The organism is Novosphingobium sp. SG720 (genome assembly GCF_012275365.1).
In the GTDB taxonomy this organism is placed as follows: Bacteria; Pseudomonadota; Alphaproteobacteria; order Sphingomonadales; family Sphingomonadaceae; genus Novosphingobium; species Novosphingobium rhizosphaerae.
Window position 1 is genome coordinate 97,727 of record NZ_JAAZQN010000001.1, and the last position, 16,665, is coordinate 114,391.

General features: G+C 63.7%; 17 protein-coding genes. 9 read left to right on the forward strand and 8 right to left on the reverse strand.

The window, feature by feature from the left end:
- Positions 1–97 precede the first annotated feature (97 nt).
- The gene (locus tag FHW94_RS00430; RefSeq protein ID WP_168553847.1) at positions 98–847 is read right to left on the reverse strand and encodes a glucose 1-dehydrogenase; all 750 of its coding nucleotides are present in this window, start codon (positions 845–847) and stop codon (positions 98–100) included.
- A gap of 207 nt (positions 848–1,054) precedes the next feature.
- Entirely contained in the window at positions 1,055–1,786 is a 732-nt protein-coding gene (locus tag FHW94_RS00435; protein WP_168553848.1) for a TetR/AcrR family transcriptional regulator, read from the reverse strand.
- 290 nt (positions 1,787–2,076) lie between these two features.
- On the opposite strand from FHW94_RS00435, the gene FHW94_RS00440 reads away from it, so the two are divergent.
- From FHW94_RS00440 to FHW94_RS00480, 9 genes are all read left to right on the forward strand, one after another.
- Positions 2,077–2,454, forward strand: coding sequence for a nuclear transport factor 2 family protein (locus tag FHW94_RS00440; RefSeq protein WP_168553849.1), 378 nt, complete (start codon positions 2,077–2,079; stop codon positions 2,452–2,454).
- A 54-nt stretch (positions 2,455–2,508) separates the two neighbouring features.
- Entirely contained in the window at positions 2,509–3,597 is a 1,089-nt protein-coding gene (locus FHW94_RS00445) for an LLM class flavin-dependent oxidoreductase (RefSeq protein WP_168553850.1), read from the forward strand.
- Between the two features lie 2 nt (positions 3,598–3,599).
- Positions 3,600–4,346 (forward strand): glucose 1-dehydrogenase, encoded by a 747-nt coding sequence (locus tag FHW94_RS00450; protein ID WP_168555364.1) that lies wholly within the window; start codon positions 3,600–3,602, stop codon positions 4,344–4,346.
- A gap of 123 nt (positions 4,347–4,469) precedes the next feature.
- Positions 4,470–6,926: a TonB-dependent receptor gene (locus FHW94_RS00455; protein WP_282599553.1), complete on the forward strand. Its 2,457-nt coding sequence runs from the start codon at positions 4,470–4,472 to the stop codon at positions 6,924–6,926.
- A 108-nt stretch (positions 6,927–7,034) separates the two neighbouring features.
- Positions 7,035–7,781 carry an electron transfer flavoprotein subunit beta/FixA family protein gene (locus tag FHW94_RS00460; protein WP_168553852.1) on the forward strand — a complete coding sequence of 249 codons (747 nt, stop codon included), beginning with the start codon at positions 7,035–7,037 and terminating at the stop codon, positions 7,779–7,781.
- Positions 7,781–8,713: an FAD-binding protein gene (locus FHW94_RS00465; protein ID WP_168553853.1), complete on the forward strand. Its 933-nt coding sequence runs from the start codon at positions 7,781–7,783 to the stop codon at positions 8,711–8,713. Before FHW94_RS00460 ends, FHW94_RS00465 begins: the two co-directional genes overlap by 1 nt.
- 22 nt (positions 8,714–8,735) lie before the next feature.
- Positions 8,736–9,257: a VOC family protein gene (locus FHW94_RS00470; RefSeq protein WP_246865833.1), complete on the forward strand. Its 522-nt coding sequence runs from the start codon at positions 8,736–8,738 to the stop codon at positions 9,255–9,257.
- Between the two features lie 123 nt (positions 9,258–9,380).
- Positions 9,381–9,755, forward strand: coding sequence for a VOC family protein (locus FHW94_RS00475; RefSeq protein WP_168553854.1), 375 nt, complete (start codon positions 9,381–9,383; stop codon positions 9,753–9,755).
- A 6-nt stretch (positions 9,756–9,761) separates the two neighbouring features.
- Entirely contained in the window at positions 9,762–10,598 is an 837-nt protein-coding gene (locus FHW94_RS00480; RefSeq protein WP_168553855.1) for a DMT family transporter, read from the forward strand.
- Between the two features lie 381 nt (positions 10,599–10,979).
- On the opposite strand, the gene FHW94_RS00485 is transcribed toward FHW94_RS00480, so the two are convergent.
- From FHW94_RS00485 to FHW94_RS00505, 6 genes are all read right to left on the reverse strand, one after another.
- The gene (locus tag FHW94_RS00485) at positions 10,980–11,273 is read right to left on the reverse strand and encodes a hypothetical protein (RefSeq protein WP_168553856.1); all 294 of its coding nucleotides are present in this window, start codon (positions 11,271–11,273) and stop codon (positions 10,980–10,982) included.
- A gap of 61 nt (positions 11,274–11,334) precedes the next feature.
- A complete protein-coding gene (locus FHW94_RS00490) occupies positions 11,335–11,943 on the reverse strand; it encodes an SDR family NAD(P)-dependent oxidoreductase (protein WP_210425425.1) in 609 nt (202 codons plus the stop codon).
- 8 nt (positions 11,944–11,951) lie between these two features.
- Positions 11,952–12,137, reverse strand: a complete 186-nt coding sequence (locus FHW94_RS23550; protein ID WP_210425426.1) for an SDR family NAD(P)-dependent oxidoreductase — start codon at positions 12,135–12,137, stop codon at positions 11,952–11,954.
- A 60-nt stretch (positions 12,138–12,197) separates the two neighbouring features.
- Positions 12,198–12,395, reverse strand: a complete 198-nt coding sequence (locus FHW94_RS00495) for a hypothetical protein (RefSeq protein ID WP_168553857.1) — start codon at positions 12,393–12,395, stop codon at positions 12,198–12,200.
- A gap of 31 nt (positions 12,396–12,426) precedes the next feature.
- On the reverse strand, positions 12,427–15,546 hold the full coding sequence (locus tag FHW94_RS00500; RefSeq protein ID WP_168553858.1) for an efflux RND transporter permease subunit: 3,120 nt from the start codon (positions 15,544–15,546) through the stop codon (positions 12,427–12,429).
- Positions 15,543–16,508, reverse strand: coding sequence for an efflux RND transporter periplasmic adaptor subunit (locus tag FHW94_RS00505; RefSeq protein WP_349237415.1), 966 nt, complete (start codon positions 16,506–16,508; stop codon positions 15,543–15,545). The genes FHW94_RS00500 and FHW94_RS00505 overlap by 4 nt, the downstream gene beginning before the upstream one ends.
- Between the last annotated feature and the right edge of the window lie 157 nt (positions 16,509–16,665).

Genomic DNA, 16,665 nt, shown 5'->3' on the forward strand with positions numbered 1-16,665 from the left:
ATCCGAAAAAACGTCGGATATAACTAGCGCCACCGACGCGCTGCGCAAGCGGAATCATGTCGCGAGGGTGTAGCCTGCACCTTCGCGACACGCTGTTTCACAGGGCAGTCAGGCCGCCGTCGATGATATATTCCGATCCGGTGATGAAGCCGGACTCGTCGGAAGCGAGGAAAACCACGAGGTTAGATACATCTTCCACTTCGCCGACCCGCCCGATCGGGACCGAGGCCGATGCGACGCGGATCCCTTCCTCATCGAGCGCATCGGTCATCATCTTGGTCTTGATGTAGCCGGGATGGACCGAGTTGGCCCTGATGCCCTGCTTGCCGTATTCGATTGCGACCTGCTTGGTGATGCCGCGCACCGCGAACTTGCTGGCGGCATAGGCCACGTTGGGCGTGCCATAGATCGCCACGATCCCCGAGATCGACGAGATATTGACGATAGAACCGCCACCGGCGCGGATCATCGAGGGAATCACGTGCTTGGTGCCGAGGAACACGGCGGTCTGGTTGATGGCGCAGACTCGCTGGAATTCGGCCTCGGTCAGGTCTGCGCAAAGCGTGGGCGAACCGATGATGCCGGCATTGTTGACTAGCGCAGTGACAGGGCCAAAGCGCGCCTCGGTATCGCCGACGACCGCTGTCCAGCTCGCTTCGTCGGCAACGTCGAGGCGATGGAATGCAGCCTTTTCGCCCAGTTCCTGGGCAAGGGCCTCTCCGCGTTCCACATCGATGTCGGTGATCGTCACGGCGGCGCCTTCGGCCAGAAAGCGGCGCGCATGGGCTGCTCCCATGCCCTGTGCGGCACCAGTAATGATGGCAACTTTGCCTTGGAGTCGTCCCATGAAGCCTCTCCCATTTAATTTCGACGATAATTCGGATATAATGGCAACGAATGGGCGAGATTGGAAGCGTGTTCGCGCGCCTCGGCCTGGAATTGCTGCACGGGCGCGGCGCGGACGAGACCGGACGGCGAAAGGTGGCAGATGCGGGCGTTGGGGGCGTTGGGGCGTGGGGAGGGCGTCGCGGCGCCGGGTGCGCCCGCAAAGCCCTCAGGGGCGTTCGTTGGCGATCATCGTGATGACGCGATCGGCCATTTCCGCGCTAGCTTTCGTCAGGTTGCGCGGGCGCCGGTAGAGCAGCCAGGTGATGATTACCTGGTTGACCGCGCCGAGCAGCAGCGAGGCTGTTTCATAGCTGTTCCGGCCGGCCGGGAATTCGCCCTGGCGGACGCCTTCGTCGATCAGGTAGCGCGCAATCCGCGCAAAATCGTCGACGCTGTGGCGCAGCTCGGTTTCGCTAACGAGCACGCTAGGCCAGATTTCCAGGTAGAACAGGCGGCCCCAATCGGCATGTTCGCGCGCGAAATCGGCAGACATGGACAGATAGAGAAGCAGTTTTTCGCGCGCGGATGTCTTCCCGGCAACTGCGGCGCGATACTCCAGGAAGAAGCTGACCAGATGTGAGCTAGGCAGATCGTAGGCGAGATCTTCCTTGCTCTTGTAATACTCATAGAGTGTCGACGTGGATATCCCCGCTTCGGCAGCAATGTCGGCAATGCGCGAGCGCGAAATTCCGTCGCGCGCGAAGACACGCAGGGCAGCATTGAGAATTTGCTGCTCCGTGCGCTTGCTGCGGTTTTGCTTGCGGTCCGGCGCGCGCTTCGGGCGGCTGGTGACCAGCTGGAGCAGTGTGTCCCAAGCATCGTCGCCGCCTTCGGTCGCATCGACCAGTGTGGCATCGGTCGAGTCTTGCGCGTCAATCCCGCGGTTCGATAGGGGCATCTTGAAAGCCTTGTTGATGTATCTGCCTGCTACTATCAGGATAATGCCGACCGACCAAGGGTCGGGTAAATTAAGATTTTAGACTGTTTTATCAGTAGTATATAGTTTTCAAAGCAATCTTATCCGACAAAACGTCGAAAAAAATTGACGACGTCCTTTCGGGAAACTAGGCTTCTCACAACAAAAACAGAAGGCGCTCGAATCAGGCGTATCCGCAAGCGCAGCCAGGCAGGCTGCCCCACGCGGCAGTGCACCGGTTAGGATAGCGACCTGAATTCGCGGAGAGGATGATGGCTGAACTTGCCGACCGTTCCGAGCGCTTGATCCAGGCATACAATGCCAAGGATTTCGCCGCGATGGAGGAGCTGATTGCTCCCGATGTGGATTTTGCCCATTACAACCGCGACTTCCATCTGAAGTCGCGTGACGCGCTGCTCGATGTCTTGCGCGGTTTTGCCGAACATTATGTTCCCGATCGCCATTTCGAGGGGGCAGACCTCGTGGTCGAAGTCGGCGACACGGTCATTCGCCAGGCCTGGTATGTCGGCACGCCCAGCGTGGACTTGCCCGGCTTCGGGAACGCCGGGGCACCATTCCGGCTGAAATTCTGCAGTTTCATCAGCTTTGATGGCGATGGCCGCATCGTCGAATGGAAAGACTTCGGCTGACGGTGAGCCCGGCGGGACGGCCGGGCCGCTGCTTCCGACCAACGAGGTGATCCCATGAAGATTGGCATGTTCCAGACGCCGTTTCTCCGTCCCGAGCGGACAGCGAAGCAGGTTTTTCAATGGGCGGTTCGGCAGGCCATCCATGCCGACCGCGTCGGTTTCAGCGAATACTGGGTGGGCGAACACGGCACGCTGGACTGGGAAAGCATTCCCAGTCCGGAACTGGTGATCGCCGCTGCGGGAGCGCAGACCAGCCAGATCAAGTTCGGTCCGCTGGCGCACCTGCTGCCCTACCATCACCCGGCCAGCCTGGCTATCCAGACGGCCTGGCTTAGCCAAGTGCTGGAAGGTCGCTATATGCTAGGTGTCGCGACGGGGGCCTATCCCACCGATGCGGCGGTGCGTGGCATTACCGACATGAGCAAGAACCACGCAATGATGCTCGAGGCGATCGACATCATGGAGCGGGTGTGGAAAAACGAACCGTTCCAGATGGAAGGCCAGTTCTGGAATGCCGGCTACCCGACTAGCGACCCGGCCCATCCATTGCGCGATACCCGCCCGTGGGGTGGCGAAATGCAGATGGCGATGACCGGGCTTTCGGCGCCGTCGCCGTCGATCGCCTTTGCCGGTCGGCACGGGTTCCTTCCTGCCTCGGTCTATGCTGGCAATGCGTTCCTGCGCAGCCATTTCGAGACCTACCGCGAGGAAATGGAACGGGCCGGGCGTCCGAGCGACCGCTCTGCCCACCGCGTGGTGCGTGACGTGGTCGTTGCCGAAACCGACGCCGAGGCGCGCAAGCTTGCGCTGGATGGCGGGCTGGGTCTTGCCTGGGAAAGCTACATCAAGCCAACGTACAAGCGGTTTGGCGTGCTCAAGGGCTTGCTGCACGATCCCTCGGTCGATCCCGACACGGTCGATGCCGAATATCTGGCCGAGCACGTGTGGATCGTGGGCTCCGTCGAAACCGTGCGCCAGAAGATCCAGGCCTGGTGCGACGATCTGGGCGGTCCCTTCGGCACACTGCTGGTCTACAGCCACGACTATATCGACAATCCCGAGCCGTGGGAGCATTCGATGACGCTGCTGGCGCAGGAAGTGGCGCCGCAGATCGGTGCCCCGACCGTGGCGATCGTGGCGTGACCATGTCGCGCCTTGCCGGAAAGGTTGCGGTCATCACTGGCGCCGCGCAAGGCATGGGGGAGGCCCACGCCCGCGCTTTCGTGCGCGAAGGGGCGCGGGTGGTGCTCACCGATGTCAATGCTGCGCGCGGTGCAGCCATCGCGGCCGAACTGGGCGATGCTGCCTGCTTCGTCGAGCATGACGTGGCCGACGCGGCAGGTTGGCGGCGCGTGGTGGGCTTGGCGGAAGCGCAGTTCGGCCCGGTTACCGTGCTGGTCAACAATGCGGGGGTGATCGGCCCGGTCAAGGGCATGCTCGATTTTACCGAGGCCGAATTCCTGGAGGTCTGTGCCGTCAACCAGTTGGGGACGTACCTCGGAATGCAAGCCGTGCTGCCCGGGATGCAGGCCGCAGGCGGCGGTTCGATCATCAACGTATCTTCGATTGCCGGCATGATCGGCACGGCCGCCTCGTCCAACGCCGCCTATTGCGCCAGCAAGTGGGCCGTACGCGGGATGACCAAGCTGATGGCCGTATGGCACGGCAAGGATGGCATCCGCGTCAATTCCGTACATCCCGGCTACATCCTTACGCCGATGATGGTGGCTGCCACCGACGAGCACGGCGGCGGTGCTGCGGCGGCCATTCCCCTGGGTCGGCTGGCCCAACCGCATGAAGTTTCCAATGTCGTCGTATTCCTGGCGTCGGACGAGGCCTCGTTCGTTTCCGGCGCCGAGCACGTGGTCGACGGGGCGATGATCGCCGGTTGATCTGGCATCTGCGGTTGCGCGGCTAGAGGCTTGTTTACCTGATCTAACAGAAAAAAATGGGAGGTAGAGATGCGCCTGAAGACACAATACCTTTTTGGTGGAGCCGCTATTGCGCTGGCGGCCTTGTCCGCCGACCCTGCGTTTGCCCAAGCGGCTGCCAAGCCGGAAGAGGCGGCGGCAGCGACGCCGGAAATCATCGTGACCGCCAACAAGCGCGAACAATCGGCCAATAGCGTGGGGCTGACCATTTCGGCCGCCTCGGGTGCGGAACTGGCCCAGCGCGGCGTTTCCGGCCCGGCTGACCTGGCCAAGCTGGTACCCGGCTTTACGTTTACCCAGTCGCTCTATTCCACGCCAGTATTCACCCTGCGCGGCATCGGCCTGTACGACGCGACCTTCGGCGCGCCGCCCTCGGTTTCGGTCTACACCGACCAGATCCCGCGCAACGTGCCAGTCATGTCGGATGCCCTCGATCTCGACATCGAACGCGTCGAAGTGCTCAAGGGGCCGCAGGGTACGCTTTTCGGGCAAAGCTCGACCGGCGGTGCAATCAACTATATCGCGGGCAAGCCGACCACCGATTTCCACGCCGGCTTCAACGCCTCTTACGAACGCTTCAACCGCGCTGAAATCGGCGGCTTCGTGAGTGGGCCGCTGGGCGACAAAGTTTCGGCCCGCCTCGCGGTCAAGGGGATCAGCGGTGGCGCGTGGCAGCGCAGCCTGTCCCGGCCCAACGACGACAATGGCGATACCCGCAAGATCATGGGACGCCTCACGGTCGACATCGCCCCCGCCGATGGCGTCAAGATCGAACTGATGGCGACCGGTTCGCGCGACCGCTCTGATCCGCTGGCCCCGCAATATGCCGGCACGATCTACAACATCTACGGCAACCAGGCGCAGCTGACCGCTTCGGGTAACCCTTACGGCTATGTCGATGCCAAGCGTTATGCCGACCTGACCACGCCCGGTTCTGCCGGATACAGCAGCAGTTTCCTGGGGGCTCAAGCCACCCTGGTCAGCCGGCTCAACGGCACCGATCCGGCCGTGGCGGCCGGGGCCCGCGCCGCGCTGGGCACGAAGATCAGCAACAACGCCCGCGATGCCGAATGGACGCAGGGATTGCTAGGCAAGTCGGACAACAGCTATTACCAGCTGGCCGGTCGCATCGACGTCGACCTGACCGACACAATCACCGTCACGTCGGTCACCGCCCTGGCCAAGCAGAAGCTGGCCTACAACCAGGATCTGGATGGCACGACCGCCAGCGTGGTCGATGTGCCGCTGTTCGGCAACGTGCGGTCGTTCAACCAGGAACTGCGCTTGGCCGGCAACTCGCCCACCTTGCACTGGATCGTCGGCGGCAGCTACGACAACGTCCGTACCTCGCAGAACAACTATTTCCGGCTTAACGACTATTCGGGGAACCTGGGGCTGATCACGCTCACCCTGAACAATTACACGTCCAGGCTGCGCTCCTATGGCCTGTTTGCAAACGTCGAAGCTGAAGTGGTGCCGAACCTGACAATCCAGGGCGGCGTGCGCTATACCAACAACAAGCAGAGCGCGACGTATTGCTACAACGACCCGGCGATCGATACGGCGCAGGGCACAGCCACCATCTATGGCTCTGCGCTCAACAGCGTGCCGATCACCATCCTGCCCGGACAGTGCTTCCCGACTTCGGGCGACCTCCTGCTGGGCACGGCCAAGTCGACCATCGATCCGGTCACCAGCCACCTGCAGGAAGACAACGTGTCGTTCCGCGCCGGCGTGAACTACAAGTTCGACCAGGGCACGTTGCTCTATGCCACGGTCAGCCAAGGCTACAAGGCGGGGACGTTCTCGGCAATCGGCGCGTCGCGCATCCTGCAGTATACCCCGGCAACCGAGGAAAAGGTGCTGGCCTTCGAAGCTGGCTTCAAGGCGCCGCTGGCGGATCGCAAGGTCCAGCTCAATGCCGCAGCGTTCTATTACGATTACTCCAACAAGCAGGTTCGCGGCCGCATTGCCGATCCGGTCTTCGGCCTGCTCGAAAAGATGCTCAATGTGCCCAAGTCCTATATCTTCGGCATCGAGGGCGAACTGGTGGTCAAGCCGGTGGACGGTCTGCGGCTGAGCGCCAGCGCCACTTATCTCAAGGCGAAGGTGACGTCGGATTACTCCAAGACGCCAGACGGCCAGGCAGTCTACAACGCGGCGGGTTACACCGGCAACTTCCGCAATTCGGAACTGCCCTATACCCCCAAGTTCAGCGCCAATGTCGACGTGCAGTATGAACGTCCGATCGGAGACGACCTCGTTGGCTTCGTCGGCGGCATGCTGACCTATCAGGGGCGCCAGAACACCACGTTCCACAACGCCGCCTTGCCTGCCGACGATTTTGAAATCGCAGGCTATGCCACGCTCGATGCCAGGATCGGCATCGGGTCGGCCGACGGGCGCTGGCGCGGGACGATCTATGGCCGCAACGTGACCAACAAGGTCTATACCACGGCGATCTCGACCTACCTCGATACGCTGATCCGCTATCGCGGCAAGCCGGCCGTCTATGGAGCGTCCATCGCCTATCGCTTCTGATCCCATATCGCCCTGGCCCCGTCGGGGGCCAGGCGGAAATCTCCCGGGCCACTCCATCGAGGGGTGGGCCTTCGTTTCTGCCCATGCCATTGGTGAGAGTGTACCGGAATGAAAGCCCTGGTCTGCGTGAAGCGGGTGATCGACTACAACGTGAAGCCGCGAGTGAAGGCGGATGGCACGGGTGTCGAGCTTGCGAACGTGAAGATGAGCATGAACCCGTTTGACGAGATCGCGGTGGAAGAAGCGATTCGCCTGAAGGAAAAGGGCGTTGTTTCGGAAGTGGTTGCGGTGTCGGTGGGCCCGGCGAAGGCGGCCGACACGCTGCGCACGGCGCTGGCGATGGGCGCGGACCGGGCGATCCTGGTGCAGTCCGACGAAGACGTGGAGCCGCTGGGCGTGGCCAAGATCGTGGCAGCGATCACCGGCGAGGAACAGCCCGGCCTGATCATCACCGGCAAGCAGGCAATCGACGACGATTCGAACCAGGTGGGCCAGATGGTGGCCGCGCTGCTCGGCCGTCCGCAGGGCACTTTTGCCAATGAAGTCAGCATGGAAGGCGATCAGCTGATCGTGAAGCGCGAGATCGACGGCGGGCTGGAAACGGTCAAGCTGGCGCTGCCCGCGGTGGTGACCACCGACTTGCGTTTGAACGAGCCGCGCTATGCCTCGCTGCCCAACATCATGAAGGCCAAGTCCAAGCCGCTCGCCACCAAGACCGCCGCCGACCTGGGCGTGGACGTGGCGCCGCGCCTCAAGACGCTGAAAGTGGCCGAGCCGCCGGTGCGCGCGGCGGGGGTGAAAGTGGCCGATGTCGATGCGCTGGTGGCCAAGCTCAAGGAACTGGGAGTCGCGTGATGGGTACGGTTCTTCTCTGGGTCGAGCACGATGGCGCCGCGGTTCGGGACGCGACGCTGAGCGCGGTGACGGCGGCGGGCCAGCTTGGCGACGTGGTCGCGCTGGTGGCGGGCGAAGGCGTCGATGGCGTGGCCGCTGCGGCGGCGCAGATTGCCGGTGTTTCCGCCGTGCTCAAGGCCGATGACGCGGCCTATGCCCATGCCCTGGCCGAGAACGTCGCGCCGCTCGTGGCCGGCCTGATGGCCGATTACGACGCCTTCGTGGCGCCGGCCACCACCACCGGCAAGAACGTGGCGCCGCGCGTGGCCGCGCTGCTCGATGTGGCGCAGGTCTCCGACATTCTCTCGGTGGAAGGCCCCAAGACTTTCACCCGGCCGATCTATGCCGGCAATGCCATCGCCACGGTCGAATCGGGCGATGCCAAGCTGGTGGTGACGGTGCGCGCCACCGCCTTTGCCAAGGCCGAAGCCAGCGGCGGCAGCGCGAGCGTGGACGCGGTGAGCGGCGCGGGCGATGCGGGCCTGTCCAGCTTCGTCGGTTCGGAAATCGCCAAGAGCGAGCGCCCGGAACTGACCAGCGCCAAGGTCATCGTCTCGGGCGGCCGCGCGCTCAAGGACGCGGAAACCTTTGCCGCGACGATCACGCCGCTCGCCGATAAGCTGGGCGCCGCGATCGGCGCGAGCCGCGCGGCGGTGGACGCAGGATACGTGCCCAACGATTACCAGGTGGGCCAGACCGGCAAGATCGTGGCGCCGCAAGTCTATGTCGCGGTGGGCATTTCCGGCGCGATCCAGCACCTGGCGGGGATGAAGGACAGCAAGACCATCATCGCCATCAACAAGGACGAAGACGCCCCGATCTTCCAGGTGGCCGACGTGGGCCTGGTGGCGGACCTGTTCACCGCCGTGCCGGAACTGGTGGGTAAGCTGTGAGGGGATAGATCGCTCAAGGTTTGTGCAGCAGAGCGCGTATCTTGGGACAGGCCTGGAGATTGACGGCAAGTCCGAGCGCGGCAGCGTGGGTAAAGGTCAGGCTGAGACGGTTGAGCGCCTTGGCCGCCGAGGCACGGCCATGAAGTTCAATCATAGCAATCTCTACAGCCACGACACCGCAGCAGACCGGGCAATGTTCGAGCATTACTTCGGTTTCCGCACGCTCGTCGAGCGCGGTACGAAGATGGCGATCCTGGACCACGACGGCTTGATGCTGATCGTCAACCACTTCGACAATCGTCGCGACGGCTTTGACTATCCGAAAAATCTCGACATCCTGCATATTGGCTTCATTCTGGAGACACGCTACGCCGTGAATGCCATGCATGCGCGCCTGCACTGGGACGGCTGGGAAACGCAGGCGCCCCACGAGGCCCATGGTGCCTCGTCCTTTTATTTCCGGGCCAATGGCGGCTACTTCATCGAAATGACGACGTTGACCCCAATCCATCCCGAAGAAGCATATCATGGTGACCGAGCGTAAGGTTCGTTTCGGCCCGGCGGAGCAATCCGCCGACCATTTCCAGCCTTGCTAAGGCTCGCACGAGGCGGCCAACAACCCGCCCCGTAAGTCCCGGCGAACAGCGCTTTGCGATTAGGATGATATATGTTCACGCACATCATGATTGGCAGCAACGACCTGGATCGATCCAAGGCCTTTTACGACGCGACGTTCACGGCCCTGGGCGGAACGCCCGGCGTGTGGGACGAGAGAGGAAGGCTGATCTACGAACACGACGGCGGGCGACTTATGATCACCACGCCAATCAATGGCCTCCCGGCAACCGCTGCCAATGGCGGAACGATTGGTATTGCGGCCTGCAGTGTGGACCATGTCCGCGCCTGGCACGAGGCCGGTGCAGCGCATGGCGGCACCTCGGTCGAAACGCCGCCCTGCAAGCGCCCGAACGGCGTCTTTGTCGCCTATCTGCGCGATCCGGACGGGAACAAGCTGACCGCGCGAACGAAGTCGGCAGGGTAGGCCGGCATGTCGATTGGCATGAGTCTGATCGTCCTGATTGCGGCGGTCCTGCATGCGAGTTGGAACGCCCTCCTGCGCGGAGGCGATGACCGGCTCTGGTCGATGACGATAATGTGCATCTCCATCGCGCTAGCCTGTGCCCTGATGGTGCCATTCGTGCCGGTTCCCGCGATGGCGAGTTGGGACTGTATCACGCTTTCGGCCCTCCTTCACACGGGTTACAATCTCTTCCTCGTCCGCACCTACCGGCAAGGCGATCTCGGGCAGACCTACCCGATCGCCCGCGGCGCCTCGCCGCTTCTGGTCTCGGCTGGGGCTGCGGTCTTTGCGCGTGAGCTGCCCGATCCACTTAGCCTTATTGGCGTGCTGCTGGTGTCGGGCGGCATCATCGTGCTGGCCTTCCATGGGCGGACCATCGCGCCGCGGACAATGGTCTTCGCGCTGGGCACTGGCTGCTTCATCGGCGCTTACAGCGTGACTGACGGCATTGGCGTCCGGCTGTCAGGCTCGCCGGTCGGCTATACTGTATGGATGTGCTTGTCGTGGGGCCTGCTCGCGCCTGTGACCTACATCATGCTGCGTGACGCGCGCTCCCTGGTGCGTGGGCGCTGGGAAATGATGACTGCCGCTGGTGGTGGGCTCGCATCGCTTCTGGCCTATGGGATCGTCATCTTCGCCATGGCACGAGGTGCGATGGGACCGGTGTCGGCGCTACGCGAGACAAGCGTGGTCTTCGCGGCCCTGATCGGACGCGTTTTCCTTCGGGAAAGGCTGAGTCGTTCTCGGATCGCTGCCTGCCTGGTGGTAGCGACCGGATCGATGCTGATCGCTCATGCTGGCTGAAGACGCACAGGGGTTCAACAGAGAAGCGCACGTGTTGCACTCAGCCTGCCGTTCGCTGCAGGAGAGGACTCGAAAATACTCACATTTTTCCCAGAAAACTGCCGTTTTTAGACGATGCCTAGAGACGATACCTTCATCGATACCCTAGAAATTTTTGTTGGACAGGTTCGAGTCCAAACAGCTGGCAATCGCTGATTTGCATCGCAGATTCGTAAACGCTGCGAGTGGAGCAGGTTGCCGCGGATATACGGCTCGGGCTAGCAGCACCATCGATCCGCAATATGTCAACAGATTGCGGAAAGATGGCTTTCAAGGCGCCTATGCCAGAGACGCCTCTGGCGCGCTTAGGCTTGCCCTATGACGTCCGGCGATCGCGGGTCGCTACCCCGCGATGGCTTGGACGATCCTGGCTTGCATGTCGGGATCTTGATCGCTGGATTGGCCGCGTGGGGTGGCAACACCGTTGCGCGTCGATCCGACAATGCGCGCGACAATGGCGTCTTGGCTGTTGCGGGGCAGAGTGGCAGTTCGGTTTGCATTTTCTGAGCCGCTTGGGGCGTGCGAACCTCCCACAAGGGTGTCGATTGCGATTTTCTGCCGATCGAGCAGCTGGAATGCTGCATGATGGATCTGGGGTTGTGTGCCGAGGGAAAGCGCTATGATGACTGCAACCATTTCCTGATCTCCTGGGCGGGTAGGGCGTCCGAACATGGACGGTTGGCAAGGGTTGGGATGGTCAGGCGCGCAGGGCGAAGGTCTTGCGGATCCCGCGGTCGAGCAGCGGAGACGGTGCAAATCGGCGCAGCACAGACAGCATGCGTGCGCCGGAACCGACCGGGCGGCGCAGGCGGTGGTTGCCGGCGATCGCGGCGAGGATTTCTGCGGCCACTGAAGACGGCGCCGCCCCTTCGGCGATTTGCCGTTGCACGGCCGTCAGGCTCGACTGGAGGGCGCTTTCATAGGCCGGCAGCGGCTCTTGGGTGAGCGTGGCGTTGGCGTCGAGGCTGGTGTTGGTAAAACCGGGCTGCACCAGCACGACGCGGATGCCGAACCCGCGCACTTCGTGATCGAGCGATTCCGACAGGCCTTCGAGCGCATGCTTGCTGCTGGCATAAAGGCCCATGAATGGGCCGGGCAGAAAGCCGAGCACCGAACTGATATTGATGATCATGCCACTGCTTTGCTGACGCATCGTCGGCAGGACCGCGCGCGTCATGCGCAGTGCGCCGAACAGGTTGGTGTCGAAAAGGGCCAGCGCTTCGGCGTCGCTGGTCGCTTCGACCGGTCCGGCAAGAGAAACGCCCGCGTTGTTGATCAGCACATCGATGCGGCCGCAACGCGACAACACCTCCTCTACGGCACGCGAACCTGTTCGGGCTTGCAGACATCGAGTTCGAGCAATTCGACGTTTTCTGGAGCCGTGACGGCATCCGGCCGGCGCGCACCGCCGAACACCCGATAGCCGGCGGCGGCGAGCGCTTGCGCAGTGGCTGCGCCGATGCCGGAGGAGGCCCCGGTGAGCAGGACGACTTTTTTCATGGGCTTATCCTTGTTTGTCAGCGTGGGTTCTTGCCTGGCGCGATGTGCGCGAGGGGGGCGTCAGGCGCGGGGGTGGGGCGCGCCTGGCGCGGCTTGGCTTCCGGTTGCCGCCCGCTCCAGCACGTCGACACGCTGCTCGAGGGCGGCAAACCGGCACGTCTGGTCGTGGAGTGGATCGGCAGCCATGGCCTCGTCGATGGCCGCGAGGGCTGCCCAGATCGTCCGGCCGGCGCCGGCAAATCGTTGGAACAGGGGCATGGCTGTCTCCATTGAAGGGAACGATGGTGGATCAGGCTGCAAGCGCCGCAGGTGCGTCTCCGGGACCGGCTGGCCCCGGAGACGTGATGCGGAACCACAGGGCGTAGAGCGCGGGCAGGACGAGCAGGGTGAGCACCGTGCCGCCCAGCGTCCCGCCGATCAGGGTGATCGCCATCGAGCCCCAGAACACCGACTTGATCAGCGGCACGAAGGCGAGGACGGCGGCAAGGGCGGTCAGGATCACCGGCCTGGCGCGCTGGACGGTCGCTTCGACCACGGCATCGAATGGCGCTAGCCCAGCGCGATCGTTGTCATGGATCTGGCCGATCAGGATCAAGGTGTTGCGCATCAGAATGCCGGCCAGTGCGATAAGGCCCAGGATCGCGTTGAAGCCGAATGGCGTGCCGGTGAGCAGCAGCGTGGGCACCACGCCGATGAGCCCGAGCGGCGCGGTGAGCAGCACGATCCACATTGCCTTGAGATTGCGCACCTGGAGGATGATCACGATCATCATCAGCACGATCATCAAGGGGAAGATCGGTGCCAGGGCCGCATTGGCCTTGTTGGCTTCCTCGATCGAGCCGGCCATGTCGATGCGATAGCCTTCGGGCAGGTTCTGGATAATCGGTTGCAGCTTGGCGAGCATCGCCGTCGAAACGTCGGGCGGTTGCAGGCCATCGGCAATGTCGCCACGCACCGTGATCGTTGGCACGCGGTCGCGGCGGCGCAGGATGGGGTCTTCCATCCGCACTTCGACTTTGCCGATCTGGCTGACCGGCACGCTCTGCCCATTGGATCCGGTCAGTACGTAGTCACCGATCCGGGCGGGATCGAGCCGCTTGCCGCCTTCCGAGCGCGCCACCACGTCAACCGTGCGGATATCCTCGCGCACCTGGCTGATCGTGACGCCGGTGAGCAGGAACTGCAACTGCTCGCCAACATCGCTGGAGGTGAGGCCCAGCGCGCGCAGGCGATCCTGGTCCAGCACGATGTGCAGCGCCGGGCTGCGTTCGCCCCAATCGGTGTTGACGGTGCGCATCGCCGGATCGTTCTGCATCACCTTTTCGACGCGGGCAGCGATGTCACGCACCTTGGCAAGATCGGGGCCGTTCACGCGGAACGCTACCGGGAACGGCGAGGGCGGGCCGAACACGAGCTGCGTCGCACGCACGCGGGCGCTGGGCGCCAGGCCATTGGCCACCGCCTCGCGCAGGCGCAATTTGAGCGCGTCGCGATCCGCTTCCTTCTCGGTCCGTACGATGATCTTGGCGAACGAGGGATCGGGCAGTTCGGGCGAGAGCGGAATATAGAAGCGCGGTGCGCCCTGTCCCACGTAGGTCGTCACGATGCGGGGCTCTCGCTGCGCGCGCAGCCAGCTTTCTACCTCGCGCGCGGCTTCGCTGGTGCGCTCGATCGCGGTGCCTTCGGGCATCTGCACTTCCACCAGCAGTTCCGGGCGGTCGGACGTGGGGAAGAACTGCTTCTTCACCGGCCCCATGCCCAACCCGGCGATGAGGAACGCACCCAGCGTTGCCAACGCCACCCATTTCTTGCGCAGCACAGCCCAGGAAATGACGGCGCGGACCTGGTTGTAGCGCGGGGTGCGATAGATCGCCTCGTGCCCGCCGGAGACCGGCTTGATCGCGGGCAGCAGCTTGACCCCCATGTACGGCGTGAAGATCACCGCGACGAACCACGACGCGATCAGCGCAAAGCCCACGACCCAGAAGATGTTGCCGGCGTATTCCCCCGCCGTGGACTTGGCAAAACCAACCGGCATCAGGCCGATTACGGTAACCAGGGTGCCGGCCAGCATCGGCGCGGCGGTGTGGCTCCAGGCATAGGCGGAGGCGCGGATACGATCGTAGCCCTCCTCCATTTTTACCACCATCATCTCGATGGCGATGATCGCATCGTCGACCAGCAGGCCGAGGGCGAGGATCAGCGCACCCAGCGTGATGCGGTCGAACGCGCGATCGGTGGCCCACATGATCAGCAACACGACCGCCAGGGTGAGCGGCACGGCTGCCGCGACCACCACACCCACGCGCCAGCCCAGGCTGACCAGGCTGACCACCATCACGATCGCCAGGGCTTCCATGAAGGTGTGCATGAACTGGTCGACGGCTTCGCTGATATTGACCGATTGGTCGGTCACGGTGCTCAGCGTCATGCCCAGCGGCAGTTCGGTGCGGATCTTGGCGACTTCGGCGTTGAGCGCCTTGCCCAGGTCGAGGCCGTTCCAGCCTTGGCGCATTACCACACTGAGCATCAGGGTCGGCTCGCCTTCACTGCGGATCAGGAACGAGGCCGGGTCTTCATAGCCCCGCTCGACTTTGGCGATTGCCGACAGCGGCAAGGTCTTGCCATTGGCCACGATGGGCAGGTCGCGGATCTTGGCGAGGTCGTCGAACGCGCCATCGAGCCTCACGAACATCTGCTGGCCCTTGGTTTCCACCGATCCGGCCGGCGTGACCAGGTTCTGGCGGTTGAGGGCATCGAACACCGCGCGCGCCGAAACGCCCAGTGTCGCCAGGCGATCCTGCGCGAATTCCACATAGATACGCTCAGGTCGTTCGCCGAGGATCTTGATCTTGTCGACGCCAGGAACGTGCAGAAGCCGCTGCCGCAGCGTTTCGGCCTCACGCGCCATGTCGCGCTGGGGTTCGCCCTTGGCCTTGAGAGCCAGGAGCGCAAAGCTCACGTCGCCATATTCGTCGTCGACGAACGGCCCGACCACGCCACGCGGCAGCCGGGGGGCTTCGTCCGACATCTTCTTGCGCGCCTGGTAGAATTGCTCCGGCACGTCCTGCGGCGGGGTCTGGTCGCGCAGGGTCAACGTGGTGAAGGCCAGGCCCGGTCGAGTGAACGTCTCGCTGCGATCGTACCAGCGCAACTCCTGCAGGCGCTTTTCCAGGGGCTCGGCCACCTGGTCCTGCATTTCGGCCGCGGTGGCGCCGGGCCAGGCGGTGACCACGGTCATGGTCTTGATCGTGAAGCCGGGATCTTCGGCACGGCCCAGTTTGAGAAAGGCGAACAGGCCGGCCACGATGATCGCGACCAGGAAGAACAGCGTGACCGATTGCTCGCGCACGGCCAGCGCGGACAGGTTGAAGCGGCCGGAGCCGGCATCGGGGTTGGGCGCGCTCATCGTGCGGCCACCCGCACGGCCTGGCCCTGGCGCAGCAGGTGCGCCCCCATCGCCACGAAGCGGTCGCCGGGGTTGAGGCCGCTGGCGATGGTGGCGGTTTCTTCGCCAAGGCCGCTGACGACGACCGGGCGCCAGGAGACAGTGGTGCGCTGTCCCACGCCCACCACCCAGACTCCCGGCCCTTTGCCGACATCGCGGATCGCGCCGAGCGGAACCTGGATTGCCTTGGTATTGCCGGGACGAGCCAGATTGACCGTAACGGTCGAACCCAGCGGTGCGCGCGCGGCATCGCCGGACAGCACGTAGCGCGCCTCGAACGTGCGCGTCATCGGATCGGCGGCGTCAGAGAGCAGGCGCAAGGTGCCGATGCCGGCGGCACCGCCAAACGTCCGGGCCGGGGCCGTCGAGCCAATGGCTGGGCGCAGGGTTTCGGGCAGTTGCACCAACGCCTCGCGCGGACCGGACCTGGCAATACGCACGACGATCTGCCCAGCGCCGACCACCTGTCCGGGCTCGGCCAGGGTTTCGACGACCGTGCCATCGGCATCGGCAACCAACACACTATAGCCCGCTGCGTTGCCCGCGACGCGGGCCTGGGCCTGGGCGGCCGAGAGCTGGGCGCGCGCTGCGTCGGCGGCGGCCTTGGCCTGGTCATAGGCCGATGCCGATACGGCCCCCGCGCTGACCAGATCGCGCATTCGGCGTTCGTCGGCAGCGGTTTGCACCGCGCGGGCGCGGGCAGCGGCGACGGTTTCCAGTGTCGATTGCGTGTTGAGCGCAAGATCGGTGCGATCGATCCGCATCAGCGGTTGGCCCTTGTGCACCGTTTGCCCGGCATCGACGAGACGCTCGACGACTTTGCCGCCCACCCGGAAGCCAAGGTCGCTCTGGACGCGGGCGGCAATCACGCCGGTGAATTCCCGCCCATCCGCATCCTGTGGCCAGGCGGCCAAAACACGCACAAGCGGTGGCTCGGTGCGCGGGTCAGTCTCCTGCTGGTGGCAAGCAGCCAGGGGCAGGGACAGCATGAGGGCAGCGAACCCGATTTTGCTCGGCCGACTCGACACGGTGGACTCCTCCAGATTTCGAGGGTCCATTTGTTTTCATGTGACCAATCTG

Bases quoted from the DNA above. Each gene is read 5' to 3' on its own strand.
- FHW94_RS00440 (WP_168553849.1), top strand. From the start codon at position 2,077: ATGGCTGAACTTGCCGACCGTTCCGAGCGCTTGATCCAGGCATACAAT.
- FHW94_RS00475 (WP_168553854.1), top strand. From the start codon at position 9,381: ATGTTCACGCACATCATGATTGGCAGCAACGACCTGGATCGATCCAAG.
- FHW94_RS00500 (WP_168553858.1), bottom strand. From the start codon at position 15,546: ATGAGCGCGCCCAACCCCGATGCCGGCTCCGGCCGCTTCAACCTGTCC.
- FHW94_RS00460 (WP_168553852.1), top strand. From the start codon at position 7,035: ATGAAAGCCCTGGTCTGCGTGAAGCGGGTGATCGACTACAACGTGAAG.
- FHW94_RS00445 (WP_168553850.1), top strand. From the start codon at position 2,509: ATGAAGATTGGCATGTTCCAGACGCCGTTTCTCCGTCCCGAGCGGACA.
- FHW94_RS00480 (WP_168553855.1), top strand. From the start codon at position 9,762: ATGTCGATTGGCATGAGTCTGATCGTCCTGATTGCGGCGGTCCTGCAT.
- FHW94_RS00435 (WP_168553848.1), bottom strand. From the start codon at position 1,786: ATGCCCCTATCGAACCGCGGGATTGACGCGCAAGACTCGACCGATGCC.
- FHW94_RS00430 (WP_168553847.1), bottom strand. From the start codon at position 847: ATGGGACGACTCCAAGGCAAAGTTGCCATCATTACTGGTGCCGCACAG.
- FHW94_RS00485 (WP_168553856.1), bottom strand. From the start codon at position 11,273: ATGGTTGCAGTCATCATAGCGCTTTCCCTCGGCACACAACCCCAGATC.
- FHW94_RS00450 (WP_168555364.1), top strand. From the start codon at position 3,600: ATGTCGCGCCTTGCCGGAAAGGTTGCGGTCATCACTGGCGCCGCGCAA.
- FHW94_RS23550 (WP_210425426.1), bottom strand. From the start codon at position 12,137: ATGAAAAAAGTCGTCCTGCTCACCGGGGCCTCCTCCGGCATCGGCGCA.
- FHW94_RS00465 (WP_168553853.1), top strand. From the start codon at position 7,781: ATGGGTACGGTTCTTCTCTGGGTCGAGCACGATGGCGCCGCGGTTCGG.
- FHW94_RS00495 (WP_168553857.1), bottom strand. From the start codon at position 12,395: ATGCCCCTGTTCCAACGATTTGCCGGCGCCGGCCGGACGATCTGGGCA.